Genomic DNA, 24,941 nt, shown 5'->3' on the forward strand with positions numbered 1-24,941 from the left:
CCCTGCAGACTCTTCGATTCTAGCGTAATCATTACTGGGAAATCGTCAAATGCGAGGAAGAAGTACTCGTTGTCTATTAGCACCTCCCAAATACGCACATCAGCTCCGTCAGACTTGCTGATGATCGACCCCCCAAGTAGTCCAAGAATAAACTCTGCATAATCAGGAAAACACTCCCAATCGACACTCGATGTCAGGTTCAGACACGATCGGCCGGAGTGCATTTTTTCAATAGTCAGTTCACTTGGCATTATTTTGTTTTTCATCAGAATATATCTCCACCACCAGCTCTGGTTGCGCTTTCGATGATTTGTTCGAAAGATTTTCCTTTGCTGGCCCCAAATGCTGCTGCGCCAACAGCACCGCCAATGATTGAACCTATAGCGATGCTGCCGCCTAATATCATCGAGACTTCTTTGACCAACTGTCGCAGCACGTCAAGAACTTGATCGATTTCGATGGATGCCCAGCGTTGCTTAAGATTCATCAAGATGATGGGGTCTGCCCGGTATAGCGCCTCTCGAACAGCGTTAATCCTATCTCCACCCAGTTGACCATAGGTACGGTCAAATTGGGTGTTAACGCGTCGAGTGAAGCCGTCCCACCCATCCTGAGCGTTTTGCCAGCCCTGACTGATACTTTGATTAAGTTCGCCAAACTTGTAATCGAGGTTTCGCTCAATCTCATCCCAATTTGGGACATTGGCTAAAAGATCCATTTTTGTACATTCCCAAAGGTATAGGTATGACTGAATGGCAGCCTAAGGCATTTAAGCCCAATCACTCAAGGCTTGGGCACGCTTATCAAGAATCGTTTTCACTCTTGTGCCAGGACTGCGCATAACTTTTGTGTTCGGCGGCGAAAGTTGGAGAGGTGCATGCATGTCGACCAATATGAAACCGACTGAGGCCGGGACAAAAATGACCCTGATTTCCTGGGCACCTCAGCTTGGCTGCTCAATGGCCCGATTACTCGCTGATGAAGCTTTTGATGGTTTTCGATGACCGCTTTTGGCCGATAGCTGCCCATCACGCAGATTGCAATCGACTGCAGGCTCAACTGATCGAGGCGCCAGATTGCCTCAATCTTTTAGCGGGTCTTTATAGTTTAGTGTTTTCCGGGTACGGCGATTTACGCCACGGATAACCTTTTACGCTGAGTTGAAAGGCGTAGTCGAATAGACGCTTCATGTACTCGCCATCGAATTTTCGATTGTGTGGAAAGTTGAAATCGGAGCCAATGTACGCAAGATTGAAATCCGCGCCATCCTGCTGTGCCATACGATAAATTCGCTCTAGGTCACTAATACCTTGAGTTTGAATCAATGCACTGATGGCTCGACCGCCGATGTTCAATGTACGGCGCTTGGTTCCAGACCATTGTGGCTCTAGTGTCCCGTTACGGATTACATAAAAATTACGCTCGAGGCGCAGAGGAGTTCCTGTGGCTTTGCTTAGCGCCATCACAGTGCTGGGTGGGTAAAGAAACACTTGAGTGATGACACCTCCGTCCACGTGCATTTCCTGGAACTGTTTACCGTCAACCTCCACATCGATCATGACGGGTGAGACTGCACCGGGAATACTCATTGAAGCGAGCATGATGCTGCGAAAGAGTTCGAGCGCTCCCGGTGCCTGGCTGGAGGCGATGGCGCCCATGTTCCAGGTGACTGGCCGCCCTGAATCAAGGTCAGTTGTGCCGATCAGCAGATTTCGTCCTTTGGAGTGCTCCAACGCAATCGCCGCAAGAATCTCTGCAGTGATGTATTTTGCGATGAGCCGCGACAGTGGCTTGCTGTCCGCAATACCGTCGCTGGCAAAACGTGTTAACACGTTTCGCGAATGAAAAATGTCTTTTGGACCGATTGCGTTGGAGACATAACGAATCACGCCGTCGTACTCAGATCCCAGGTAAGCGAATGGGGCTACCAGGGCACCCGCGCTAATACCCGTGACGACCTTGAATACGGGGCGGGTCCCATGCGTGGTCCATCCCGCAATCAGTCCCGCTGCGAATGCGCCCGCATCGCCACCGCCGGAAACTGCCAGCATGTGTGCCAGCGGCAAGATATGGTTCGGCTTTCCAGCCTCGGCGAGCACCTGGCTTTCACGTTTGTTGGACTGAACTGCATCCTCAATGTAAGGAGTCTGATCGTGGTACAGCCTGTAGCGAGCATTCGAGATGCCCGGGATGATGGCTTTTTCCGTCAAGTTTGGAGGAACCGCGTCTCTGCGTGGCAGGCACGCTTGAAGAAACATGTCCAAAGAGGCGCCAGGTCTGAGCGGGAATGGTCTCACATCGCCTCCTCCGGCCTTGCCGGTCGACAGCAAACGCGCTCATCGTGAACAAGAAAGTCCTGACTCATGGTGCTTAGATGATTACCGCCATCTTAACGTGAGTTGTAGGCGAGCACATTCAAGCTTATCTGCGTAATCACCCCGACCAGCTTTCGCGTCATGAAGTGCGCCTCACCCATCCATTGTTCGAATGTCCCGAAGGGATGCTCAATAGGCCGTTTCAAACTCGCATCATCTCTGGCGAAACAACGCGACTTCTCAGAGTTTGGCCAACAACCTGCTCAGCTCCCGTTTTGCCGCCTCACCTGAATGCGCGCGCTCAAGTAACCCGCGGGTCATGCTCCTGTACATTTCGACGGCTTCGGGTGACGAGCTCACGCTGGCAATGCCGGTATGAATATTGGGCAGTTCTCCGAGACGGTAGGGGCTGACGGCCACATAGCTCGTGTGCTGTTGCTCGAAAATCTGGAAGGTGGCGCTGGGCAGGGTTTCGTCGATGAGGTAGATATTGAATCGCGAGCCTTCGCTACCGATCTGGTCAATCAGGTTTTCGACTTCGCGCCGCGCCAGCAGTGAGCGCTCCATCCTGACGCTTGGTGGTAGGTCGAGGCGACCGACCAGACCGATATGCAGGTAGCGCTCGATCTGGCGCAGGCTGATGATTGATTGAACCTCGAACTTTTGTTTGGAAAACGTCGCTTTACGTTCGTTGAGAATCTCGAGAATCTGCGCCTGCATCGCCGCTTGGTTTGCGTCGAAATTCTTCGGCCGTGCTTCGTCGAGCATGGTCTTGAACAGTTCGGAATAAGCAGGGGAGGTCAATAGATAGGAAAAGGGGTCGAAGTACGACTGGATGCTCAACGAGCGCGCTTCCAGCTGACGCATGCGCTCGAAGTAACCCAGGGCATTGTCGAAGTATTCGGTGTCGGAACCCAACAGGCTGGTCAGGGAAACCTTGAGCAACTGTGCCAGGCGATCCAGGGTCTCGAGCTTGACGATTTTTCCCAGTTCCAGGCGATACACCGCTGCACGGGAAATATCGAGTTTCTCGGCCACCTGGTCGGCGTTCAATTGGCGGCCGATGCGGTAGGCCCGAAGGCGCTCACCGATTGCCTGGTAGTCGATCTGGCTCACTAAAACTCCGAATTGCTAATTTAAATGGGGCGGAACACGTTGCGCCAACCATTTTCTGCGCGGACGATGCCTGCCGTTCATGCGGTTCGAACAAGGAAATTGTTGACCTCTTCACGACTTCGCTGTATCAATATTTAGACGGGCAATACTTGTTTGTCTAAAAAATACAAAAATGGTGCGGCCATGTCCATGAATATCCCACCCCAGATTCCTGTGCCGAGCCTGGCTCCAGGATGATCCCTGGCGAGCGGTCCCTTTCTCACTGATGTAGAACCCTGAATCCCGTCGCCTTTATTGAGGCGCACTGGGTTTGTCATGCCTGAAAACCAGTCCCGGAGAACCTCATCGACCTGAACCCTTGACCTTGTCGCACCGCAAACAAAACGTGAGGCCGTGAACAGATAACTCTGATTGCGCGACCTGATTCGCCCCTAAATCAATAAAAATACGGAGCACAACAATGGACCATTCAATAGGCTTACCGTCATTGCTGGCGATTTCACTGGCTGTCGTGACGCCTTGCGCGCTGGCGGCGCCTGGCTACAGCGACACTTTGATTGGCTACCGCTATAGCGATCATTACAGCGATCCCGGCAAAACCAAGGATGTGGCGAAAAACATTCTGCAAATTACCCATGTCAGCAGCTACAGGCTGGGGCAAAACTTCATTAACCTGGATGTGTTCAAGTCAGACAGTACCGACCCAGCCAAGGGCGGAGGCACCGGTGCTACCGAGTTTTACCTGACATATCGCAACCAGTTGCAGTACGGCAAGGTATTCGACAAGCCGCTGGCGTTCGGCCCGGTCAAGGACGTGGCCTTGACCGCCGGCTTTGACTACAACACCAAGAACAATGAGTTCGCTTCTGAAAAACGCCTGTTGGTGCTTGGTCCGACGCTGAAGTTTGCCTTGCCCGCGGGTTTTCTCGACGCCAGCGTGCTCTACGCCCGAGAATGGAATCACTGCGGTCTGGACGTGTGCGGTAAGCCCGGTAATCACAACGATCTACTGTTTGATCCGTTCTTTCAGTTCAACCTCACGTGGGGCGTGCCGTTCATGGCGGGCCCGCTGCCACTCAAATTTCAGGGCTTTTACACCTACAGCAGCAAGAAGGGTGACGACTATCAGAACCGGCCCACAGCCGCTGAACAGTTGATGCGCACTTCGTTGATGCTGGATGTCGGGCAGTTGGGTTGGGGCGAAAAAAACGTGCTGTGGATCGGGCCTGGATACGAGTACTGGCGCAACAAGTTCGGCAATGAGAAGGGGCCGGGTACGGATGTCGATGCGCTATCGATCAACCTGGAGTGGCACCTGTAAAAAGCGGAGTCTTAATTTTTCGCCGGTGCCGTATCAAAAATTAGACAAGGCGTCTCATTTGTTCGTAGACTCAGCGCATCGCTCCGGCGAAAGAAGGACGGCGCTTTTCCTTCCAGGGACGAGTCAGGCGGTGACCCCGATCCCGGCTCACCCGTCAACCAGAGATAACAATAAGAGGTAATGATTGTGAAAACTCATAACGACTCAAGCGCCGTCAAGGCGGATGCGTCACCGCGCAAGGCGTTGATCGCCAGCGTGACCGGCTACGCCATGGATGGGTTCGATTTGCTGATCCTCGGCTTCATGTTGCCGGCCATCACCCTCGGCCTGGGGCTGACCACCTCCGAAGCAGGTTCGCTGGTCACCTGGACGTTGCTCGGTGCTGTGGCGGGCGGCTTGATCTTCGGCCAACTCAGCGATCGTTATGGCCGGGTGAAGATGCTCAGCGTGTGCATTCTGGTGTTTTCAGTTTTCACCGGTTTGTGCTCGCTGGCCCAGGGTTACTGGGACTTGCTGACTTACCGAACCCTGGCCGGATTTGGCCTGGGCGGCGAGTTCGGTATCGGCATGGCGCTGATCGCCGAGACCTGGCCGGCCAACAAGCGCAACCGCGCATCATCCTACGTCGGCATGGGATGGCAGGCTGGTGTACTGGCAGCTGCACTGTTGACTCCGCTGCTGTTGCCACATATCGGTTGGCGCGGAATGTTTCTGGTCGGACTGGTGCCGGCGTTGTTGTCCTTCGTGATCCGCCACACCATGGGCGAGCCGGAGGAGTTTATCAAAGCCACGGTCAACCCTATCTCCTTTACCCAGCGCTTTGGCCAACTGTTCAAGGATGTGCCAACCACCAAAGCCAGTATCGGCGTGATGGTACTGACCTCGGTGCAGAACTTCGGTTATTACGGAATCATGATCTGGATGCCCAGTTACCTGTCGCGCCAGTTCGGTTTCTCGCTGACCGCGTCCGGCACCTGGACCGCTGCCACGGTAGTAGGGATGGCCTTCGGCATCTGGTTGTTCGGGCAACTGGCGGACCGCTTCGGCCGCTGGCGGATCTTTTTGCTGTATCAGGCCAGCGCAGCGGGGATGGTGTTGGTTTATGCCAACCTGAGTAACCCCATCAGCATGCTGTTCGCTGGCGTGGTGATGGGCATATTTGTCAATGGCATGATCGGTGGCTACGGCGCGTTGATCTCGGATCTCTATCCCGCTCAAGTCCGGGCCACCGCGCAAAACGTACTGTTCAACGTCGGACGCGGGGTCGGTGGATTCGGGCCACTGGTGGTCGGAGCGATAGCCCTGGCGTATTCGTTTTCGGCGGCAATCATGCTGCTCGCCTCAATCTACTTGTTGGCGATGGCCGCCACGCTGTTCCTGCTGCCACGCAGTCAAGGCCACAGCGGTGAAGCTCGGTTGGCGAACCCGCTGTCAGCGCAGCAAAAATAGGCATTTGAAACGAACGGTTGATGCTGAAAAATTATTGCAAAAATTGTATCAAAAATTAGACGAGCCTTTTTCAAAGGCGTAAAGTAAACCCAGAGATGTAGTGAAAGTCGCGACGCTGCCGAATGATTTAGGCGGCGTTGCTTCTCTTTTCACTCGACAGTATCAAAAATTAGACAAAGCGCTTAAACAAGAACAAAGAGGGCTTTCAAAATGACCGGAATTTCGACCTGCTGCCAGGCCATCGCCGTCACCCCGCCTAACGATACGCTGGCGGTGGTGCTGTCCAACGAATGGGTCAACGACGAATACAAACGTCTGATCCTGCAAGCCGATGGCGCCGCGTGCCATTCGCAGCCTGGGCAATTTTTCAACTTGCTGTGCCCCAGCGAAGGCGAACACAAACCTTTCTTCCGCCGGCCGATGAGCACCTACAAGGCCGACCCGGTCACTGGCCAGGTTGAGTTTCTGTACAAGGTCACCGGCAAGGGCACCTTCGGTCTGGAAACCCTCAGTGAGCGGCAAACCCTGGAAATCCTCGGCCCCTTGGGCAAGGGCTTCGACCTTGATCCGAACTGGCGACATATGACCATCGTTGCCCGTGGTGTCGGCTTGGCGACCCTGGCGCCGTTGGCCGAAGCAGCCCATGCCTTGGGGATCAAGCTGACCGCAGTGCTCAGCGCCCGCAGTGAAAAAAGCCTGTTATCACGCGAGCGCTTTGCCTCCCTGGGCGCCGAAGTCATTTGCGCACTCGACGAGGATGGCAGCAGTTCGCTGGAAAATATTGAAGCGTTGTTACGCCAGGTGATTGCCCACGAGGGCAGCAACGCCTTGTTCACCTGTGGCTCCAAACGCCTGACTCGCCTGCTCAAACGCTTGTCGAACGAGTTGGGCCTCGCTGGCCAGGTCGCGCTGGAACAGCAAATGGTCTGCGGTCTTGGCATGTGCCAATGCTGCGTCGATGTCTTCGAAGTCGATGGTTTGAAAATCGGCAAACGTGTCTGTCTGGAAGGCCCGGTATTCGACCTGGCGGAGGTGTTGGAATGATTGATCTCAGCGTAAACATCGGCGGCCTGCGCCTGAAGAACCCGGTGATGCCGGCATCCGGCACCTTCGCCGAAGAGCTCACCCACCTGCTGGACTTCAACAATCTGGGCGCCTTGGTCACCAAGACCATTACTAGCGAAAAACGCACCGGCAACCCCATGCCGCGGGTGTGTGAACTGGCCGACGGCATGATGAATGCCATCGGGATCCCGAGCAAAGGTGCCGATCTATTCATCGAGAAGGTGGTGCCGTTCTACCGCAATTTTGATTCGCCACTGATCGTCAGCATTTCGGCACCGACCGCCCAGGGTTTTGCCGAACTGGCAGCACGCCTGAGCGATGTGCCAGGCGTGGCCGGTATCGAAGCGAATATCTCATGCCCCAATATTGAAGCCCACGGCGCGTCGTTTGGTATGCACGCCGATACCACGCGGCAGGTCATCAAGTTGATGCGCGCCAGTACCTCGTTGCCGCTGTGGGTCAAGTTGACCCCCAACGCAGGCGAAATCGTCGACATCGCATTGTCCGCGCAGGATGAAGGCGCGGACGCTGTGGTGGTTGGCAACACCTTGCTCGGGCTGTCGATCGACATCGAAAAAGGTCGGGCACGGCTGGGTAATTTTATGGGCGGGATCTCCGGCGCAATGATCAAGCCGCTGATGGTGCGATTGACCTATCAGTGCGCCAAGGCCTTGCAGATTCCAGTGATCGGCTGCGGCGGCATTGCCACTGCCGATGACGCGCTGGAGTTCATCTATGCCGGTGCCAGTGCGGTGCAGGTCGGTACCGCTACCTTCATTCATCCAAAGACCATGAACCTGATGGTCAATGAACTGGAAGTGTATTGCCGGCGCAAGGGCATCAGCCATTTGAGCGCACTGGTCGGCAGCCTCGACGATTCACCGGCCGCAGCCTTTGGAGCCTTGCCATGAGCATTCTCTGGAAACAACAAGCGCGGCGCATGTTCAGCGAAATCAGTGAACTGTCCCGTGACCCGGAAATCGGCATTACCCGTGAGAGCTATGGTGCTGGCGAAAACGCTGCGATTGCCTACCTGTCGCAGTTCGCTCGTGACAATGGTTTGCGGGTTCTCACCGACCCTGCTGGCAACGTGTTTTTTCAACGGGCCGATGACGACGGGCAACCAGCAATCTGGATTGGCTCACATTTGGACTCAGTGCCCCAGGGTGGTAATTACGATGGTCTGGCGGGTGTAGTCGCGGGGCTGTTGTGCTTGTGTCGACTGGATCAGCAAGCGGTTCGGACCCAGCGTCCGATTCGCGTGCTGGGCCTGCGCGGTGAAGAGAGCGCCTGGTTTGGTAAATCCTATATGGGCTCACGAGCGTTGATGGGGGGGCTCACGTCTAACGACCTGGCATTGGTCAACCGCTTCAGTAAGAGGACCCTGGGCGAGGCCATGCAGGCGGTCGGCGCTGATCTGGATGCAATTCGCAGTCAGCAATGGCTGATCGACCGCCAGCAGTTCGCCGGTTATCTGGAAGTGCACATCGAACAGGCCGAGTCCCTGGAAAAAATGGGCCAAGCGATAGGCGTAGTACCCGGTATTCGCGGCAATCTGCGACACAACCTGGTGCGATGCCTGGGCGAGGACGGGCACTCCGGCGCGGTGTCCCGTGAGGACCGCCATGACTCGGTCTTTGCCGTCAGCGAACTGGTGGCGCGCATCGATCAGTTGTGGGGCGAGTGGCTCAATGACGACCGCGATCTGGTGGTCACGGTCGGGACCCTGGGCACTAACGCCGCGCATCACGCAGTCTCGCGGATACCCGGCGAAGTCAACTTCAGCCTGGAAATCCGCAGTCTGCATCAACCTACGCTGGAGGCCTTCCATGCCTTGATCCTGGATGAAGTCCGACAGATCGAGGAGCACCGTCAGGTGCGGTTCAAGTTCGATAAACGCATCGATACGCAACCGGCGGCCATGCATGAACCCTGGGTCGAAGCCTTTGTGCGCACGACCCGCGAGCATGGCTGGGAGGGCGTCCTGACACCGAGTGGTGCAGGGCATGACGCTGCGGTTTTCGCCAACGCCGGGATCCCCAGCGCCATGCTCTTCATCCGTAACCAGCACGGTTCGCACAACCCTCATGAGGCAATGGTGCTGGATGATTTCATCGAGGCCACCGAGGTGCTTTACCACACCACACAGGAACTGACGCTATGAAACGCTCACCACAATCCTGGCTCATTCGCCAAGCAACACTGGTCAATGAAGGTCAGCGCTTTTGCAGCGACCTGCGCATTGAGGGCGGTCGGATTGCGCAGATTGCCCCTTCCATTGAGCCGCGTAGGGACGATTGGGTAATTGATGCCACGGGGCTTTGGTTGTTGCCGGGAATGATCGACGATCAGGTGCACTTTCGTGAACCGGGCTTGACTCACAAGGCCGACATCGCCAGCGAATCCCGGGCCTGCGCAGCCGGTGGCATCACCAGTTTCATGGAAATGCCCAACACCCGGCCGCCGGCACTGGATCGCGATTCTCTGGAAGCCAAATACGCAATCGCGGCGCAATCCTCGGTTGTCAATTACGCCTTTTACATGGGTGCGAGCAACGACAATCTGGAGGCTATTCGCGCGATCGATCCAAAAAGTACGCCGGGGGTCAAGGTATTCATGGGTGCGTCTACTGGCAACATGTTGGTGGATGACCCCGAGGTGTTGAACGGCATCTTCCGCGATTCGCCCGTGACGATCATCACCCACTGCGAAGACTCGCCGATGATTGAGGACAACCTGCAAAAGGCCCTGCGCAGTTACGGCGAAGGCATACCCGCGCACCTGCACCCACTGATTCGTTCGCGCGAGGCGTGTATCAAGTCCACCCGGCTAGCGATCGAACTGGCGCGTAAACACAACGCGCGTCTGCATGTGTTGCACATTTCCACTTCCGAGGAACTGGAGCTTTTCGAGCTCGGGCCGTTGGCGAGCAAGCGCATTACTGCGGAAACCTGTGTGCATTTCCTGCACTTCAATGACGGCGATTACCAGCGTTTGGGGATGCGGCTCAAATGCAATCCGGCGGTCAAGACCGAGCGCGATCGAGTGGCGATTGTCCGGGCGTTGGCTGTAGGGCTCATTGATGTGCTGGCCACTGACCATGCACCTCATTTGCTCGAAGAGAAAAACGCCCCTTACCAGAAAGCCCCGTCAGGCGTCCCATTGGTGCAGTTTGCCCTGCAAGTGGCGCTGGAGCGGGTGTTCGCGGGTGAATTGACTCTCGAACGGGTGGTCGAGGCAGTCAGTCATGCCCCTGCAAGATTATTTGAAGTCAAAGATCGAGGCTTCTTGCGTGAAGGTTATGCCGCTGACCTGGTATTGGTCGATCCCTGTCGGCAGCACACCGTCCAGCGCGCCGAGGTCTTATCCAAATGCGGCTGGAGTCCGTTCGAGGGCAACACCTTTTCTTCGAGCATTGTCAGCACCTTCGTCAATGGGCAAAGAGTCTGGGATGGAACGGCAATCCTGTCGGGCCAGCACGGCCAGCGCCTGGCATTCGATCGTTAATTACGTCCAAGGAGTCAGTCATGAATTTTTCCACCGCAGTCCAGGAATTTCGCCAAGCCTTGCCCGGCACGGACGCCTTCAAACGCGTGCGCGTGCAGTGTGAGCAGATCATCCGCAATGTTCCCGAACACGCGACGATGTGTTTCGTTATTGGCGAGTTCTGTCGTGCGTATGTGCTGTTCTATGAGGACCAGGAAGTGAGTCCGGAATTCGCCCATCGGGTCAAGGCACAATTGCTGGGGTACATGGACTGCCTTGAAATGGCGCTGACAAGCGAAGATGAGCGCGCAATGAGCGCTGCATTGAATCAAGTGGTAGCCGACTACGCAGGCAGCCGCGGTCTGATATGAATTTGCGTCTGATGGCTACCCCATGAGTGCCAGGTCACTGACCTTGCACTCATGGCCCGGAGGAAGGATTTATCGGGCAGAAAGTGCGGACGTTGAGAGCTTTAACGATGCTCCCAGTGTGAGCACAAAATAATGCTGCAAAGATCTTTTCGCTTGAAACCCGGATCCTTGAAGGCAAGGAAGTCATCGTTGAAGGTACCGAATGTGCTGTCCGGCCTGTTTTTCATCCCGCGGTAAAACTCGTCAATCATCTTGTGAGCGAAACCGGGTTCGCGTGGATATGCAGCGATCACCGCTTCACGTTGTTGTTCGCTGAACTGCTCGAAGCCACGTCCAGCCACGTCCATCCCGGCACCGGCCTGCACCAGGGCGATCTCTGGATGCATGTGTTCCGGTATGCCCGGTGTCGTATGCAAAGCAATGGCATTCCAGACCTTCGCTACATCATCCTCGCCGATGCCATGACTGCGTAGAAATTCACGTGCGGCATTCGCGCCGTCGACTTCGAAGCGAATCTGACTCTTCTGGTACTTCGAGGTCAGGCCGATGTCATGGAACATTGAGGCCACGTATAGAAGCTCCGGATTGAAGACCAATCCCTTGCGTTGACCCATCAGGGCGGCCCAGAAATAGACCCGGGTCGAATGCGAAAACAGCAACTCGCTTTCGGTGTCGCGAATGAGTTGCGTCGCTTCGCGCGCTAATTGGCTGTCGGGAATGCTGACGTCGACACTGGTATTGATTGGCAGCTTCATGGCGTTCACTCCGGTTGCATCGCAAAGCCCACGCCAAAGCGATTCCATGCATTGATTACAGCAATGACAAAGGTCAATTCAGCGAGCTCCTGATCGTTGAAAACGGCGGCGACCTTTTCGTAGATATCATCCGGTGCATGAGTGGCTGCAACCAGCGTCAGCGTCTCGGTCCAAAGCAGAGCCGCGCGCTCCTGCTCGTTGAAAAACGGTGTCTCCTTCCAGGCACTCAAAGCCGCCAGGCGACGTAGGGTTTCACCCTGATGGGTAGCATCAGTGGTATGCATGTCAATACAGTAAGCACAGCCGTTTATTTGAGACGCCCGGATGCGGACCAGTTCGCGCAGGGAGCGTGGGAGCACTGAGTCAGAAGCGGCTTTTTCAAGTCCCATCATGGCGTTCATCGCTACAGGGGCGGCGGCGTAATAGTTGAGGCGTTTTGAATTCATGTCTCTCTCCAGGCAGCCGAAGGCTTCGGTCTTGAAGTGACTATATTGGCTGTGGAATTCTGGATAAACTTGGTGATTTCGGCTTCATTGTGCGAGAACTCGGATAGTAATGGCTTTTGATCGATTAGAAGCGATGCGAGCATTTTGCCGTATTGTCGAGGTGGGAAGTTTTACTCGGGCAGCGCATTCGTTGAACGTGGCGAAGACCACAATTTCAGGGCAGATACAGGGCCTTGAATCGCTGCTGTCAGTTAAACTGCTGCACAGAACCACAAGAAGGGTGACTCCCACCACCGATGGTGCCGCTTACTATCAGCGGGCCCGCGCAGTGCTCGAAGATATAGACGAGTTGGAAATGTCGGTTTCGCAAGTTCGTAGCGAGGCGCGAGGCAGAGTGCGGGTGGATATGCCGTCGCCGGTTGGGACTTGCCTCATCATTCCATCGCTTTCTGATTTTTCGGCATTGCACCCGAACATCCAACTGGACATTGGTTGTAGTGAACGCGTGGTTGATCTTGTGCAGGAGGGCATTGATTGTGCGTTTCGGGGCGGGCCGGTAACGGACCAAGAACTGGTTTGCCGTTCGGTTGGACAGATGCATTTTTGCCTTTGCGCTTCACCAGCTTACTTGAGCAATATCAACCCTATACTCAAACCCGGCGACTTATTGGAACACCGGTATCTCGGTTTCACATTTCCAGGGTCAGGCAAACAGCTGACTGCCGTGCTCCAGAACGGCGATAAAAGCTTCGCGATCGATCAGGTGCCGGCAATGCGCTTTAACCATGGTGGCGCGTACATCACAGCCGGACTCACAGGGCTTGGCATCGTTTCAGTGCCTCTGGCTGAAGCCAATCCGCACCTTCGGTCCGGGAGGTTGGTGGAGGTGCTGCCGGACTGGACCTTGGGCAGCATGCCAATCAGTCTCGTCTATCCCTATTCACGGCATTTGTCTGCTCGGGTACGGGTCTTCGTCGACTGGGCAGCAGCGCTGATGGCTAACGATTCAAATTGGAAGTTGAACTCCTAACCAGGTCCATTATGTAAAAAATTGCTATGCCGTTAACCGTTCGCCATTCGCTTGATGATCATTTCGAGCAGTGCCCGTCAGTTTTTCAGCGTCGCAACATCAGGATGGCCTATGTCTTCACCCATACTGTTTATGTTGGAAAAACGCTCGACTAGAAAGTCGATCAGGCTGCGCACTCTGGCCGAAAGATGCAATTGTTGCGGGTAAACCGCGTAAATATCCGCTTGCTCAGTGTGGTCCTCCAATACGAGCCTCAGGCGACCGCTGCGTACATAGCGAGCGAGATCCCACTCGGAACGCTGCAGAATCCCATACCCTTCCAATGCCCAGTCCATGGCAACTTCACCGTCGTTACAGCTCAGTGCACCTTGGACTTTGATGTTCTCAGTTCGCCCGCCTTTATTGAAATTCCAGACGCCGTACGTCGCTTCATTCTGCCGCAGGAAAATGCAGCTATGGTTTTGCAGGTCTGCGAGCCGGGTGGGGATGCCATGTTTTTCCAAATACAGAGGGGAGGCACATAGCAGTCGGCGATTGGAAGCTATCTTGCGTGCATGGAAAGCTGCATCGGGCAGATTGCCGATCCGGATGGCTAAGTCGAAACCATTGGTAGCAAGATCCAAAGGGTGATCGCTGATTTCAAGCTGCACCTTGACTTCCGGATAACGAGTGTGAAATGCAGCGAGAGCCGGGCCGATATAGCGTCGGCCAAAACCCAATGTCGCATTGACCCGTATCAGGCCTTTGGGTGTGGCGCGGCAGCTGCTGACCATCTGCTCCACCTCATTGATCTGAGTGAGGATGCGCTCGGCGTGGCTGAAATACATCTCACCTTCAGCCGTCAGGCTCATGGAGCGGGTTGTGCGGTTGACCAATCGAATGCCCAAGCGTGCTTCAAGCGCGCTTAGACGCTTGCTCACCGCAGGTGGCGTTACCCCCAGTTCACGGGCTGTTGCTGCCAGGCTGCCTTTCTCGGCCAGGAGATGAAAAAAAGATAGATCGAGGGTTTGGCTCATTAGTAACTCAAAGTTAATTAAGTAGTAATTTCAAAGAACTCACAGGGTAGAGATCACTATATATACTCCGATCACACTCTGCTGAACAGCCTGGAGCCAGCAGGATCACAAACCGGCGAGCCGGGTGGATCCAATTATAAGGCGAACAAAAATTGCTAAAGTTTCAGGCGAGTGTAATGGCGTGAAAACGATGCCGCGGGCGTAAAAGGTTTGCACACGCTGTCGAAGAAATTCGGCGTCGAATTTTGCCCTGTTAAATTGGTTCACATCAGGCCTTTGACTTCACTCGAGGAGATATTTGCACCCGGTTTGCTCCTACATGAAAGCACAAAGACTACATGGGCATTAGACGAACGCATTGCTGGCGTTGATTAATCGCTGACAGCTTTTAATTGCGTCAAGTGATAATTCCGTATATCCCGAGGTCGGTCAAAAGCCGGTTACTCGATGTCTCCTGACAAAAATAAAAATTCAGGGTTTTATAATGAAAAAAATGCTCGGAAAACTATACGTACAGGTACTAATCGCTGTGATAATTGGTGCTGTCGTCGGCGTGCTAGTTCCTGAAACAGGTGCAGCGCTGAAACCTTTAGGTGATGCATTCATCAAACTCATAAAAATGCTTTTGGCGCCTGTCATATTCCTAACGGTAGTGACGGGAATCGCAGGCATGGAAAACATGAAAGATCTTGGGCGGGTTGGCTTCCGCGCCTTAATCTATTTCGAAGTGGTTTCCACATTGGCGCTTATTGTTGGTTTAGTGGTCGTCAACGTATTTAAACCCGGCGCCGGGATGAATGTCGATATCGCCTCTCTGGATACGTCAAGTCTTAGCAGTTACACCACAGCAGCAAAGCACACATCGGCTATGGACTTTTTGATGAGTATCATTCCCGAGACGATCGTCGATGCTTTCGCTAAAGGCAATGTGCTGCAGATTCTATTGTTTTCAGTTTTGCTAGGGGTAGCCCTGGCTAATGCCGGGCCACGTGCAAAACTATTCGTGGACATGCTCGAAAGCTTGACGCAAGGCATGTTTCGGATCGTTAGCATGGTAATGCGCCTGGCGCCAATCGGTGCCTTCGGTGCGATCGCATTCACCATCGGAAAATACGGATTCGGCTCCCTATTTTCGTTGGGTAAGCTCGTGGCTTGTGTCTATCTGACCTGCACGATCTTTGTGATCTTCGTGTTGGGGCCGATCTGCCGATACAGTGGCTTCAGCCTCTGGAAGTTCTTGAAGTACATCAAAGAAGAGCTGTTCACCGTGTTGGGTACTTGTTCATCCGAATCGGTGTTGCCGCAAATGATCTCAAAAATGGAAAAGGCTGGCGTATCCAAGCCAGTGGCAGGGCTCGTAATTCCTTCCGGATTGACCTTCAATCCCGATGGGCAAGCCATCTACTACACCATTGCAGCTATATTCATCGCCCAAGCGACGAATACTCCGCTGACATTGACCGATCAGTTGATTGTGCTGACAGTTCTGATGTTTACATCCAAGGGTTCCGCAGGCGTGGCGGGGGCAGGCTTCATTATCCTGACGGCTACCCTGGCATCGCTTGACACCATCCCAGTGGCTGGCATGGTTTTGCTGTTAGGTGTGGATCGCTTTATGTCTGAGGCGCGAGGAATTACGAATACGATTGGCAATGGTGTAGGCACGATGGCCATAGCTAAATGGGTTGGCGCATTGGACACGTTCAAGATGAATAAAGCGCTCAATGGCGAGGAACTGGAGGAAGTGCGTAACTCTGTGCGACCCGAAGCCTCCAAATCGGCGACGCCATCGGCTGACACTATTGTGCAACTAACCGATATAACTAACCGGGCCTCTTAAATGTTAATCCATATTCTGTTGTCTTTGACTGAGCGGGATCGCTTCGGTGTGTGCTCGAATTGAAGATTCGTATGCAGACGTAACTAATAGAAAAAAGTTTTAGCTATTCGAGTCGACGCACGAGCCAGGTTTTTTTGGCATATAAAAACTCAAATGAGGATAGTGTGATGGTTAGCAAAACGCTTTACGACAAACTCTGGGATTCGCATTTGGTGAAGCAGCGCGACGACGGGTCGGCGCTGATCTATATCGACCGTCACATCATTCACGAAGTGACCTCGCCGCAAGCCTTCGAAGGCTTGCGTCTGGCTGGGCGTAAGCCTTGGCGCATCGATGCCAACATCGCGACCCCGGACCACAACGTACCGACGACGCCGGAGCGCAAGGGTGGCATCGCAGCCATTGCCGACCCGGTATCGCGTTTGCAAGTGCAGACCCTCGACGACAACTGCGACGAGTATGGCATCACCGAATTCAAGATGAACGACGTCCGCCACGGCATCGTTCATGTCATCGCTCCGGAACAGGGGGCGACCCTGCCAGGTATGACCGTGGTCTGCGGCGACTCCCACACCGCCACCCATGGTGCCTTCGGTGCACTGGCGCATGGTATCGGCACCTCCGAGGTCGAGCATGTACTCGCCACCCAGTGCCTAGTCGCCAAGAAAATGAAGAACATGCTGGTACGGGTCGAAGGCCAATTGCCGTTCGGCGTGACCGCCAAGGACATTATCCTCGCGGTGATCGGCAAGATCGGCACCGCCGGTGGTAACGGCCACGCCATTGAGTTCGCTGGCAGCGCAATTCGTGCGTTGTCCGTCGAAGGCCGCATGACCATCTGCAACATGGCAATCGAGGCTGGTGCCCGTGTTGGCCTGGTAGCAGCCGATGAAAAAACCGTGGCTTACGTCAAGGGCCGTCCATTCGCCCCGAAAGGCGTGGAGTGGGATTTGGCCGTCGAAGCCTGGAAGGATCTGGTGTCTGACACCGACGCCCGGTTCGATACCGTAATCGAGCTCGACGCCACGCAGATCAAGCCACAAGTCAGCTGGGGCACTTCGCCGGAAATGGTGTTGGCTGTCGATCAGAACGTTCCCGATCCTGCGAAGGAAATGGACCTGGTCAAGCGCGGTTCCATCGAACGCGCCTTGAAATACATGGGTTTGACCGCCAATCAGGCGATCACCGACATTCACCTCGACCGCGTATTCATCGGTTCCTGCACCAACTCGCGGATCGAAGACCTGCGCGCTGCGGCCGTGATTGCCAAGGGCCGCAAAGTGGCCTCGACCATCAAGCAGGCCATCGTCGTGCCGGGTTCGGGCCTGGTGAAGGCCCAGGCTGAATCGGAAGGCCTGGACAAGATTTTCCTCGAAGCCGGTTTCGAATGGCGCGAGCCGGGCTGCTCAATGTGCCTGGCGATGAACCCGGACCGTTTGGAGTCCGGCGAGCATTGCGCTTCAACTTCCAACCGTAACTTTGCGGGGCGTCAGGGGGCCGGCGGTCGTACCCACCTGGTCAGCCCGGCCATGGCCGCCGCCGCCGCGGTGAACGGTCGTTTCGTCGACGTCCGTCAATTGATCTAAAGGAGCGCAGCATGAAAGCATTTACCCAGCACACTGGACTTGTCGCGCCTCTGGATCGTGCCAATGTCGACACCGACCAGATCATTCCCAAGCAGTTCTTGAAGTCGATTTACCGAACCGGTTTCGGCCCGAACCTGTTCGACGAATGGCGCTACCTGGATGAGGGGCAGCCGTACCAGGACAACTCCAAGCGGCCGCTGAACAAGGATTTCGTTCTCAACGCAGAGCGTTATCAAGGCACCAGCGTATTGCTGGCCCGGGAGAACTTCGGTTGCGGCTCCAGTCGCGAGCATGCCCCTTGGGCGCTGGAAGAATACGGTTTTCGCAGCATCATCGCGCCGAGCTACGCCGACATCTTCTTCAACAACAGTTTCAAGAACGGCTTGCTGCCGATCATCTTGAACGACGCTGAAGTCGACGAGCTGTTCCAGCAGGTCGAGGCCGATACGGGCTACCAGCTGCAAATCGATCTGCAGGCCCAGACCGTGACCCGTCCGGATGGCAAAGTGTTGAGTTTCGAGATAGACGCCTTCCGCAAACACTGCCTGCTTAAGGGGCTGGACGATATCGGCCTGACGTTGCAAGACGGTGATGCGATTGCAGCATTTGAGGTCAAGCACCGTGCCAGCCAGCCTTGGTTGTTCAGGGACTCTGATGAATTGATGTAATCGCTGGAGAAATGCACGTGGCCGTGGCATCACTAATGTCTTGGTGATGCCACGTTCGTTTCGAAAGAGGCTGATATGCCCTCTCGCTCTGGTTTTAGAGCGAACCAAGCGGACGACCACGCATCGCTGCTTCTTGGTCAGCTTTCAGATGGAGAGGGAACCCATTATTTTTAATACCCCAGTGCGATAATCGATATGAGATAGAGCCCCGACAACACCACGTTTTTCGTGCGAAAACTTAATTACCTCTGCTCTTGTATAGAATCGATCCTTAGTCCTTGGCTTCGATTGAAGCTGATTCCCGGAGGCGGTGCCTCCCAAAGTCCAGTAAAAATACGTAGGAGTCTTGCGATTTTATCGTCAATGCCACGGGCCGCTTTTGGCCGGTAGTTGCCTATCGCGAAGGGCCGTGACCGAGCCCATAGCTGACATCGGCTTTGCGCCCCCTGCCGTCAGCCAATGATGGCCATCGGCGTTGCCTGTGTCCGCAACGGTGCTGAATTCCTTGATTGCCAGCGGCAAGTCACCGGTTTGATAGGCCGTGACGCCTTCCTCCAGGCCGGCTTGTGCCGGTCCGCTCAGGAAGCTGAAGATCGTCACGAGCGCCAGGGCTGTGGTGGCGTGAATTATTCGGTTCATCACTATCATGTGAAAGTCTCTGGTTCGTTGGTGAAGACCGTTGATCCATGATTAACACTTCTAATGACAGCCAGAGGCAGGCCACGGTTTAGGCTGTTACGGTTTATTCGTGGTATATCCCTCGAAGTTACTGCCCTCACATCTCTTTCGCGAAGCGTCTTCGGCCTCACCGGCCACCTCTCGCTACAGCCCAATGCTCATTTCGAGTAACTCCCCCGCTACAACCGTAATGTTTAATCCTTTGACTATAGTGTTTGTCGGCTACCTGCCAATCAGGGATCAATTGCGGGAATATAATCGATGCGCAAAAACAGGGTGTTCATTGTCAGCGTGCTGGCCTTTGCGGTGCTGGCGAATCCTCATGCCAGTCTCGCACAGGCTGGAATGGAAACTCAGGGAGGGCAACCGCCTGCAGGGTCGCGCAGTTCCATTCAGGACTTCGACTACCAGATCAAGTATCAGCGCGCGTTCGAAGCTGTGCTGTGGAATATGCCGGCGATCGCCATCTATAGTTTCAGGCGCGCAGCCTTTGACAGCCTGGGGGTCAAGGACAATGACATCATCGCCTATTCGGCGCCGGCGACGCCGAAACTGGAAGCGATTACGGCCAACAGCAGCACACCCTACATCACGGCATTCACCGACCTGCAGAAAGGGCCAGTCGTCCTCGAATTACCCGCTGCCGGCGAGGAGGGTAGCGTCTACGGCCAGGTGGTGGATGCGTGGCAACTGACCATCGCCGACGTTGGTCCATCGGGTCTGGACAAGGGCAAGGGCGGGAAATTGCTGTTCACGCCGCCCGGTTATAGCGGCGAAGTCCCCGCTGGCTACATTCACGTTCCGTCACCCAATTACCGAATCGCCCTCGCATTCCGCTCCGTACGCGCCCCTAGTAAAACCGATGCTGACGCCTATCGGTATGCAAAAAAACTACGCATGTATTACCTGGCAGAGGCCCGCAATCCTCCGCAGCAGCGCTTTATAGACCCGATCGACAAGGTTTACCCGACGCTGCCTTTCTATGACGAGCGACACTTCGATGACATGTATGCAGTAATGAGCACCGAACCCGCACGTCCACAGGACAAGGTGATGCTGGGCATGTTGCGTTCACTCGGCATCGAGAAAGGCAAGCCGTTTGCCCCGGACGAGGTGACCAAAAAAGCCATGCGCCAGGCTGCGATTGACGCTTGGTTCTACCTGCAACACTGGTTCGATAACTTGCCGAAAGACAAGTTCTATTGGCCCGATCGCCACTATGCCTCGCTGCTGATGACCGACGAAAACAAGCGTTTTTCTTTTGAATACCCTGACAGCATTGACCTGATCGGGCGGGCGGCGGAGTACTTCTGGTGTACCTATATGCCGAAGGAGTTGAGCGACTCACCGGCCACCCAATACCTGATGGCCATGGCGGATAAAAACGGCAAGCCCCTCGAAGCCGGCCAGAATTACAAGATCGAGGTACCCGCGAAGATGCCGGTCAAGCAGTTCTGGGCGTTGACCGTTTATAACCGTGACACCATGTCGTTCATCTACAGCGATACCAATCGCACGACGTTGTCGTCCTACGATCTGGATGCAATGAAGAAGAATGCCGACGGTGGCGTCACGATTTATATCGGCCCCAAAGCGCCCGCCGGACTGGACAGCAATTGGATTCCCACCGCCGGAAAGAGGCCGCTACCGGCCATGCGCTTTTATGGCGGCACTGAGGCATTGAACGATAAGAGCTTCAAGCTGCCGGATTTCGAACGGGTTGAGTGAACAACTCCCTGAAACGTACCTCGGTCGCGATCGGTAAGCATGCCGTTCGCGCCCGGGTATCAAGCGGTTGTTCGCGCAAGCGGCTGCCCGGCGGGATGGCAGCAAATGCTAAACGCCTGACGGGAAATGACAATTCTTCAGCCAGTAACAACAGCAGTATGGGAGGACGTAGTAACCCATACCTGTCGCCTGCATGAGGAAAACAATAATGCCAATGCCTGTGCCGTACTTCGATCACAAGGAACTGCTGACCCTTAATACCAACGAGCTGCCGATCTACAAAGACGTCATGGCACCTCATTTTCCGGGCGTCGATGTGCAGCCGCTCTACCTAGATCCGAACCTGGGAATCTGGACGTTGCGGGTGATTTTTCAGCCAGGCGTGCGCCTGCCTTGCCACTACCACACCGGCCCGGTTCATCTGTTCACGATGTCGGGCAAGTGGCACTACGTCGAGTACCCGGATCAGCCGCAGACTGCTGGCTGCTACCTCTACGAGCCGGGCGGCTCGATCCATACCTTCATGGTCCCCGAAGACAACACCGAGCCTACCGATACCTTCATGGTGGTGCACGGCGCCAATGTGAACTTCGACCAGAACGGCAACTTCGTGAACATCATGGATGCCACCGACATCATGCAGATGATCGATCGCCTGGTGAAGGAGCGTGGCCTGGAACCAGCCCGCTATATCCGTCCCGGCAACGCCGGTTACACCGTCGGCTGAGCACTCGCGACGCACGCAATGGCGTCCGTCAATCCAGTCATTTTCGGAGAGTGCTCAATGAGCCATCCTGCCATGCCGACCGGTATCGAAGGGCAGACGCCTGACGTGCCGTGTTCGGTGTTCATCACCGGTGCCAATGGTTTTATCGGTCAGGCCCTGGCCCGTCGTTATCGGGCACTGGGGGTCGAGGTTCGCGGTATGGACTTGCGCGCCGACGCGGCCAACGGCGTGGTCGCCGGCGACCTGACTAGCCCGCAGCACTGGGCTGATCATGCCCGCGGTTGCGAGTTGTTCATCAACACCGCTGCGGTCGTGTCCCTGGCCGCACCGTGGAAGCAGTACCGCGAGGTGTCGGTTCGCGGGGTGCGCAATTGCCTGGACGTCGCGATCAAAAGCGGTGCCCGACGCTTCGTGCAGTTTTCCTCCATCGCCGCCCTTGGCTGGGAATACCCCGAGCAGGCGGACGAACGCTGCGATGTGGTCATCGGTGAGCATTATCGTTACGGCGTGGCCAAAGGCGCGAGCGAGCACGTGGTGCTGGCGGCGCATGCGGCGGGTGAGATCGACTGCACCGTGGTGCGGCCGGGTGACGTGTACGGCCCGGGCTCTCGGGCCTGGCTCAGCGAACCGCTGAAGATGGCCAAGGCCGGCGCGCTGATCCTGCCCAATGGCGGCAGAGGTCGTTGGACACCGGTGTACATCGATGACCTGCTTGATGGCGTGATGCTGGCCGCCGGATTGCCACAGGCCATTGGACAGATCTTCCACGTCAGTTCGAGCGAGTCGGTCAGTTGCCGCGAGTTCTTCAGTCATCACTGGCATTGGGCGGGGCGCACCGGTTCACCGCGCAGCCTGCCGTTGGGGCTGGCGGTGACGCTGACAGGGCTGATCTGGAACGTCAATCGACTGTTGCGCCGCCAGGATGAAGTCACGCCCGACACCATGTACATGTTCTCGCGCACCGGCGGTATTTCCATCGACAAGGCTCGGCGAATGCTCGGTTACGCGCCGAAGGTGAGTCTTGATGAGGGATTGCGTCGCTCCGAAGCCTGGCTGCGCGAAGTCGGGCAATTGAGCTGATAGCTACGGGCGGCCGGTTGCGGCAGCCTGATCTGAAAGGGGATTTTTCATGAAAGCCGTTGTCATGCGTGACAAGCAACTGCTGGTGGATTCTATTGCTGCTCCGACGCCGGGGCAGGGTGAGGTGCTGGTCAAGACACTGGCCTGCGGTATCTGCGGTTCGGACCTGCACATGTTCCATCATTGCGAGCATGTGCTGGCCAATTTTAAACGCGGGCACATTCCGATCGCGTTCGATGATCGACAGGACGTGGTATTCGGTCACGAATACTGTGCCGAGATCCTCGACCACGGCCCAGGCAGCGACAAGAAGTTGAAGGTGGGGACACGGGTGTGTTCATTGCCGCTCGTGATCACCGCGCAGCACTTTCACCACATCGGATTCTCCAACCATTATCCGGGTGGTTATGGCGAGCAGATGGTGCTGGCCGAACAAATGTTGATGCCCGTACCGGGAGATTTGCCGCCGGATATCGCGGCGCTGACTGAACCCTTGACCGTGGCCGCACATGCTGTGAATCGGGCGGGCCTTGATGGCAGCGAAGTGCCGGTGGTGATTGGTTGCGGCCCCATCGGCCTGGCGTTGATCGCGGTGCTGAAGTCCCGTGGTATCGGACCGATAGTGGCGTCGGATTTTTCCGCGGGGCGCCGCGCCTTGGCGGAGAAAATGGGCGCCGATGTGGTGGTCAATCCGGCCGAGCAGTCGCCTTACCAGTCCTGGCTGCAAGTGGCAGCGCCGCAAGGCTATGACATCAACGGCCCGATGGCGCTGCTGGGTCTCGGCCCGCAGCCCAGGCCGTGCGTGGTCTTCGAATGCGTCGGTATTCCCGGGCTGATTCAGCAGGTGCTGCAGAATGCGCCGCCGCGCTCGCGCCTGATCGTGGTCGGGGTGTGCATGGAGAGCGACCGGATCGAACCGCTGATGGGCATCAGCAAGGAAATGAATGTGCATTTTTCCTTCGGCTACACCGGGGAAGAGTTCGCCCAGACCTTGCACGCCTTGGCCGACGGCACGCTCGATGGCGCGCCGATGATCACCGGTCGCGTGTCGCTGGACCAGGTGGCCGGTGCCTTCACCGACCTGGCCCAGCCCGACGAGCACGCGAAAATCATCATCACCTACGACTGAGTTGTCATCGCCCTGGGCAGCGCGTCGGCCTTCGAGGCGGCGCGCAATTGCGCACGTCGTACCCGCGGCGGCACACCGTACCAGCGTTTGCAGGCGCGGTTGAACGAGCTTTGTTCTGCATAGCCCAGCAGGCCGGCAATCTGTGCCATGGGCATGTTCGCTTCCGCCAGATACAGCTCGGCCAGCTCTTGGCGTGCTTGCTCGACCATCTCTTCAAAGACCAGATCACTTTCCGCCAGGCGCCGTTGCAGCGAGCGTTCGCGCAGGCCAAGTTGTTCGGCGATCAACGGCAGGGCGCAGCGTTGGGTGGGCAACAAGCGGCGGATCGAGGTTTCGACCTGGCTGCCGATCTCCAGTGGGTTGGCCACACCCATGTTGATGACGTAATCCATCATGGTGTCGTGCAGCTGGATATTGTGCTGGTCGATGGGCTTGCTCAGACAATCCGGCAACAGCACCAGGGCGTTATGCGCCTGGCCGAAGTACGTGCGGGCACCGAAGAAGCGCTGATAGCGACTCTGCGGCAATCGCGCTTCGGTGCGCGATAGCACTGAATGCGGACGGAATCCCGGCCCGTAGAGCATCTGCAAGGTTTTGAACATGACCCCAAGCGTCAGCTCGATGATCTGCCGTTGACGAGGCGCAGGGCGCAGACGTAACTCATAAATCAGGTACGGATGAACGGCGTCGATTTCAGTGTCCAGGGTCACCTGCACGCCCGGGCTATAGGTGTGCAGGTATCGGGTGACCTCCGACAGCGCTTCGCCGACGTTGCGCGCGTTTTGCGCGATCACCGCCAACGGACCAAGGACCTGGATGCTTTGCCGCTCCCCCAGGCGCAGGCCGAAGTCGATGCATTGAAGCTGTTCCGCGCTTGATTCGAGCAGGTTGATCATCGTCCGGTACGGAATCACTGCCGAACCGTTGTCCAGCTGCCTGGGGTCAATCTGCAACTGGCGCAGCAGGTCCTCGGGGTTGCCGCCCAGGTCCCGTACGAGCTCGGGGAAACCCGTCAGCGAAGCGGTTTTGATCAAGGCAGTCATGGTCGCGGTTCCTGGCTCGTGTTTTTGATACGGGCGCCTTGCCGGGTCGTATTTTCCCCTTTCATGCGGGCCATGCCATCGTCTCTGCATTT

24 protein-coding genes and 1 pseudogene are annotated in these 24,941 nt (G+C 55.9%); 15 read left to right on the plus strand and 10 right to left on the minus strand.

The features are described from left to right. The 5 genes and pseudogenes from SOP85_RS16865 to SOP85_RS16885 form a co-directional block, all read right to left on the minus strand. On the minus strand, positions 1-266 hold a 266-nt coding region (locus SOP85_RS16865; protein ID WP_323627566.1), incomplete at its 3' end, for a DUF3630 family protein. Then, positions 266-718 carry a DUF6861 domain-containing protein gene (locus SOP85_RS16870; protein ID WP_323627567.1) on the minus strand — a complete coding sequence of 151 codons (453 nt, stop codon included), beginning with the start codon at positions 716-718 and terminating at the stop codon, positions 266-268. The genes SOP85_RS16870 and SOP85_RS16865, both read right to left, overlap by 1 nt. A 382-nt stretch (positions 719-1,100) precedes the next feature. Beyond that, positions 1,101-2,297: a patatin-like phospholipase family protein gene (locus SOP85_RS16875; protein ID WP_323627634.1), complete on the minus strand. Its 1,197-nt coding sequence runs from the start codon at positions 2,295-2,297 to the stop codon at positions 1,101-1,103. Between the two features lie 92 nt (positions 2,298-2,389). Beyond that, positions 2,390-2,541 (minus strand): annotated as a pseudogene (locus SOP85_RS16880) (IS5/IS1182 family transposase); the annotation flags it as partial. Between the two features lie 14 nt (positions 2,542-2,555). Then, entirely contained in the window at positions 2,556-3,431 is an 876-nt protein-coding gene (locus SOP85_RS16885) for a helix-turn-helix domain-containing protein (protein ID WP_116582657.1), read from the minus strand. A 460-nt stretch (positions 3,432-3,891) separates the two neighbouring features. Here SOP85_RS16885 and SOP85_RS16890 point away from each other — a divergent pair, with 460 nt between their 5' ends. The 7 genes from SOP85_RS16890 to SOP85_RS16920 all read left to right on the plus strand — a co-directional run bounded on the left by SOP85_RS16890 (position 3,892) and on the right by SOP85_RS16920 (position 11,123). Next, positions 3,892-4,752, plus strand: coding sequence for a hypothetical protein (locus tag SOP85_RS16890; RefSeq protein ID WP_323627568.1), 861 nt, complete (start codon positions 3,892-3,894; stop codon positions 4,750-4,752). Between the two features lie 186 nt (positions 4,753-4,938). Continuing rightward, on the plus strand, positions 4,939-6,201 hold the full coding sequence (locus SOP85_RS16895) for an MFS transporter (protein ID WP_323627569.1): 1,263 nt from the start codon (positions 4,939-4,941) through the stop codon (positions 6,199-6,201). Positions 6,202-6,411: 210 nt separating this feature from the next. Further along, positions 6,412-7,245 (plus strand): dihydroorotate dehydrogenase electron transfer subunit, encoded by an 834-nt coding sequence (locus SOP85_RS16900; protein WP_323627571.1) that lies wholly within the window; start codon positions 6,412-6,414, stop codon positions 7,243-7,245. After that, positions 7,242-8,177 carry a dihydroorotate dehydrogenase gene (locus tag SOP85_RS16905; protein WP_116582661.1) on the plus strand — a complete coding sequence of 312 codons (936 nt, stop codon included), beginning with the start codon at positions 7,242-7,244 and terminating at the stop codon, positions 8,175-8,177. The genes SOP85_RS16900 and SOP85_RS16905 overlap by 4 nt, the downstream gene beginning before the upstream one ends. Next, entirely contained in the window at positions 8,174-9,430 is a 1,257-nt protein-coding gene (locus tag SOP85_RS16910) for a Zn-dependent hydrolase (RefSeq protein WP_323627574.1), read from the plus strand. Before SOP85_RS16905 ends, SOP85_RS16910 begins: the two co-directional genes overlap by 4 nt. Next, complete coding sequence (locus SOP85_RS16915; RefSeq protein ID WP_323627575.1) at positions 9,427-10,773, plus strand: dihydroorotase; 1,347 nt, start codon at positions 9,427-9,429, stop codon at positions 10,771-10,773. The genes SOP85_RS16910 and SOP85_RS16915 overlap by 4 nt, the downstream gene beginning before the upstream one ends. Positions 10,774-10,793: 20 nt before the next feature. Continuing rightward, positions 10,794-11,123 (plus strand): hypothetical protein, encoded by a 330-nt coding sequence (locus SOP85_RS16920; protein WP_116582664.1) that lies wholly within the window; start codon positions 10,794-10,796, stop codon positions 11,121-11,123. A 101-nt stretch (positions 11,124-11,224) separates the two neighbouring features. Here the strand turns inward: SOP85_RS16920 and SOP85_RS16925 are convergent, their stop codons facing one another. Both SOP85_RS16925 and SOP85_RS16930 read right to left on the minus strand, forming a co-directional pair. Continuing rightward, complete coding sequence (locus tag SOP85_RS16925) at positions 11,225-11,878, minus strand: HD domain-containing protein (RefSeq protein WP_442967914.1); 654 nt, start codon at positions 11,876-11,878, stop codon at positions 11,225-11,227. 5 nt (positions 11,879-11,883) lie between these two features. Then, positions 11,884-12,324, minus strand: a complete 441-nt coding sequence (locus tag SOP85_RS16930; protein ID WP_323627577.1) for a carboxymuconolactone decarboxylase family protein — start codon at positions 12,322-12,324, stop codon at positions 11,884-11,886. Positions 12,325-12,433: 109 nt separating this feature from the next. Between SOP85_RS16930 and SOP85_RS16935 the strand changes: the two genes are divergently transcribed. Next, positions 12,434-13,354 (plus strand): LysR substrate-binding domain-containing protein, encoded by a 921-nt coding sequence (locus SOP85_RS16935; RefSeq protein ID WP_323627578.1) that lies wholly within the window; start codon positions 12,434-12,436, stop codon positions 13,352-13,354. A 77-nt stretch (positions 13,355-13,431) separates the two neighbouring features. Here SOP85_RS16935 and SOP85_RS16940 read toward each other — a convergent pair whose 3' ends face one another. Then, positions 13,432-14,370 (minus strand): LysR family transcriptional regulator, encoded by a 939-nt coding sequence (locus tag SOP85_RS16940; RefSeq protein WP_323627579.1) that lies wholly within the window; start codon positions 14,368-14,370, stop codon positions 13,432-13,434. A gap of 484 nt (positions 14,371-14,854) precedes the next feature. On the opposite strand from SOP85_RS16940, the gene SOP85_RS16945 reads away from it, so the two are divergent. The 3 genes from SOP85_RS16945 (at position 14,855) to leuD (ending at position 18,464) form a co-directional block, all read left to right on the plus strand. Further along, on the plus strand, positions 14,855-16,210 hold the full coding sequence (locus SOP85_RS16945; RefSeq protein WP_323627580.1) for a dicarboxylate/amino acid:cation symporter: 1,356 nt from the start codon (positions 14,855-14,857) through the stop codon (positions 16,208-16,210). Between the two features lie 167 nt (positions 16,211-16,377). Then, complete coding sequence (gene leuC, locus SOP85_RS16950) at positions 16,378-17,796, plus strand: 3-isopropylmalate dehydratase large subunit (protein ID WP_323627581.1); 1,419 nt, start codon at positions 16,378-16,380, stop codon at positions 17,794-17,796. Positions 17,797-17,807: 11 nt separating this feature from the next. Continuing rightward, positions 17,808-18,464 carry a 3-isopropylmalate dehydratase small subunit gene (gene leuD, locus SOP85_RS16955; protein WP_323627582.1) on the plus strand — a complete coding sequence of 219 codons (657 nt, stop codon included), beginning with the start codon at positions 17,808-17,810 and terminating at the stop codon, positions 18,462-18,464. Positions 18,465-18,824: 360 nt separating this feature from the next. Here leuD and SOP85_RS16960 read toward each other — a convergent pair whose 3' ends face one another. Further along, positions 18,825-19,112 carry a hypothetical protein gene (locus SOP85_RS16960; protein WP_323627583.1) on the minus strand — a complete coding sequence of 96 codons (288 nt, stop codon included), beginning with the start codon at positions 19,110-19,112 and terminating at the stop codon, positions 18,825-18,827. A 291-nt stretch (positions 19,113-19,403) separates the two neighbouring features. Here SOP85_RS16960 and SOP85_RS16965 point away from each other — a divergent pair, with 291 nt between their 5' ends. From SOP85_RS16965 to SOP85_RS16980, 4 genes are all read left to right on the plus strand, one after another. Then, positions 19,404-20,870: a DUF1254 domain-containing protein gene (locus tag SOP85_RS16965; protein ID WP_323627584.1), complete on the plus strand. Its 1,467-nt coding sequence runs from the start codon at positions 19,404-19,406 to the stop codon at positions 20,868-20,870. Between the two features lie 208 nt (positions 20,871-21,078). After that, positions 21,079-21,597, plus strand: a complete 519-nt coding sequence (locus tag SOP85_RS16970) for a 2,4'-dihydroxyacetophenone dioxygenase family protein (RefSeq protein WP_323627585.1) — start codon at positions 21,079-21,081, stop codon at positions 21,595-21,597. Between the two features lie 57 nt (positions 21,598-21,654). Further along, complete coding sequence (locus SOP85_RS16975) at positions 21,655-22,677, plus strand: NAD-dependent epimerase/dehydratase family protein (RefSeq protein WP_323627587.1); 1,023 nt, start codon at positions 21,655-21,657, stop codon at positions 22,675-22,677. Between the two features lie 49 nt (positions 22,678-22,726). Further along, positions 22,727-23,806 (plus strand): zinc-binding dehydrogenase, encoded by a 1,080-nt coding sequence (locus SOP85_RS16980; protein ID WP_323627589.1) that lies wholly within the window; start codon positions 22,727-22,729, stop codon positions 23,804-23,806. On the opposite strand, the gene SOP85_RS16985 is transcribed toward SOP85_RS16980, so the two are convergent. Continuing rightward, positions 23,797-24,849: an AraC family transcriptional regulator gene (locus SOP85_RS16985; protein WP_323627591.1), complete on the minus strand. Its 1,053-nt coding sequence runs from the start codon at positions 24,847-24,849 to the stop codon at positions 23,797-23,799. The two genes, SOP85_RS16980 and SOP85_RS16985, sit on opposite strands and share 10 nt — an antisense overlap. Between the last annotated feature and the right edge of the window lie 92 nt (positions 24,850-24,941).

The sequence above is a fragment of the Pseudomonas sp. YuFO20 genome (assembly GCF_035064975.1).
In the GTDB taxonomy this organism is placed as follows: domain Bacteria; phylum Pseudomonadota; class Gammaproteobacteria; order Pseudomonadales; family Pseudomonadaceae; genus Aquipseudomonas; species Aquipseudomonas putida_AE.

Coding starts and splice junctions, on each gene's coding strand:
- SOP85_RS16870 (WP_323627567.1), bottom strand. CDS start 718: ATGGATCTTTTAGCCAATGTCCCAAATTGGGATGAGATTGAGCGAAAC.
- SOP85_RS16890 (WP_323627568.1), top strand. CDS start 3,892: ATGGACCATTCAATAGGCTTACCGTCATTGCTGGCGATTTCACTGGCT.
- SOP85_RS16900 (WP_323627571.1), top strand. CDS start 6,412: ATGACCGGAATTTCGACCTGCTGCCAGGCCATCGCCGTCACCCCGCCT.
- SOP85_RS16905 (WP_116582661.1), top strand. CDS start 7,242: ATGATTGATCTCAGCGTAAACATCGGCGGCCTGCGCCTGAAGAACCCG.
- SOP85_RS16910 (WP_323627574.1), top strand. CDS start 8,174: ATGAGCATTCTCTGGAAACAACAAGCGCGGCGCATGTTCAGCGAAATC.
- SOP85_RS16915 (WP_323627575.1), top strand. CDS start 9,427: ATGAAACGCTCACCACAATCCTGGCTCATTCGCCAAGCAACACTGGTC.
- SOP85_RS16920 (WP_116582664.1), top strand. CDS start 10,794: ATGAATTTTTCCACCGCAGTCCAGGAATTTCGCCAAGCCTTGCCCGGC.
- SOP85_RS16925 (WP_442967914.1), bottom strand. CDS start 11,878: ATGAAGCTGCCAATCAATACCAGTGTCGACGTCAGCATTCCCGACAGC.
- SOP85_RS16930 (WP_323627577.1), bottom strand. CDS start 12,324: ATGAATTCAAAACGCCTCAACTATTACGCCGCCGCCCCTGTAGCGATG.
- SOP85_RS16935 (WP_323627578.1), top strand. CDS start 12,434: ATGGCTTTTGATCGATTAGAAGCGATGCGAGCATTTTGCCGTATTGTC.
- SOP85_RS16940 (WP_323627579.1), bottom strand. CDS start 14,370: ATGAGCCAAACCCTCGATCTATCTTTTTTTCATCTCCTGGCCGAGAAA.
- SOP85_RS16945 (WP_323627580.1), top strand. CDS start 14,855: ATGAAAAAAATGCTCGGAAAACTATACGTACAGGTACTAATCGCTGTG.
- leuC (WP_323627581.1), top strand. CDS start 16,378: ATGGTTAGCAAAACGCTTTACGACAAACTCTGGGATTCGCATTTGGTG.
- leuD (WP_323627582.1), top strand. CDS start 17,808: ATGAAAGCATTTACCCAGCACACTGGACTTGTCGCGCCTCTGGATCGT.
- SOP85_RS16960 (WP_323627583.1), bottom strand. CDS start 19,112: ATGATAGTGATGAACCGAATAATTCACGCCACCACAGCCCTGGCGCTC.
- SOP85_RS16965 (WP_323627584.1), top strand. CDS start 19,404: ATGCGCAAAAACAGGGTGTTCATTGTCAGCGTGCTGGCCTTTGCGGTG.
- SOP85_RS16970 (WP_323627585.1), top strand. CDS start 21,079: ATGCCAATGCCTGTGCCGTACTTCGATCACAAGGAACTGCTGACCCTT.
- SOP85_RS16975 (WP_323627587.1), top strand. CDS start 21,655: ATGAGCCATCCTGCCATGCCGACCGGTATCGAAGGGCAGACGCCTGAC.
- SOP85_RS16980 (WP_323627589.1), top strand. CDS start 22,727: ATGAAAGCCGTTGTCATGCGTGACAAGCAACTGCTGGTGGATTCTATT.
- SOP85_RS16985 (WP_323627591.1), bottom strand. CDS start 24,849: ATGACTGCCTTGATCAAAACCGCTTCGCTGACGGGTTTCCCCGAGCTC.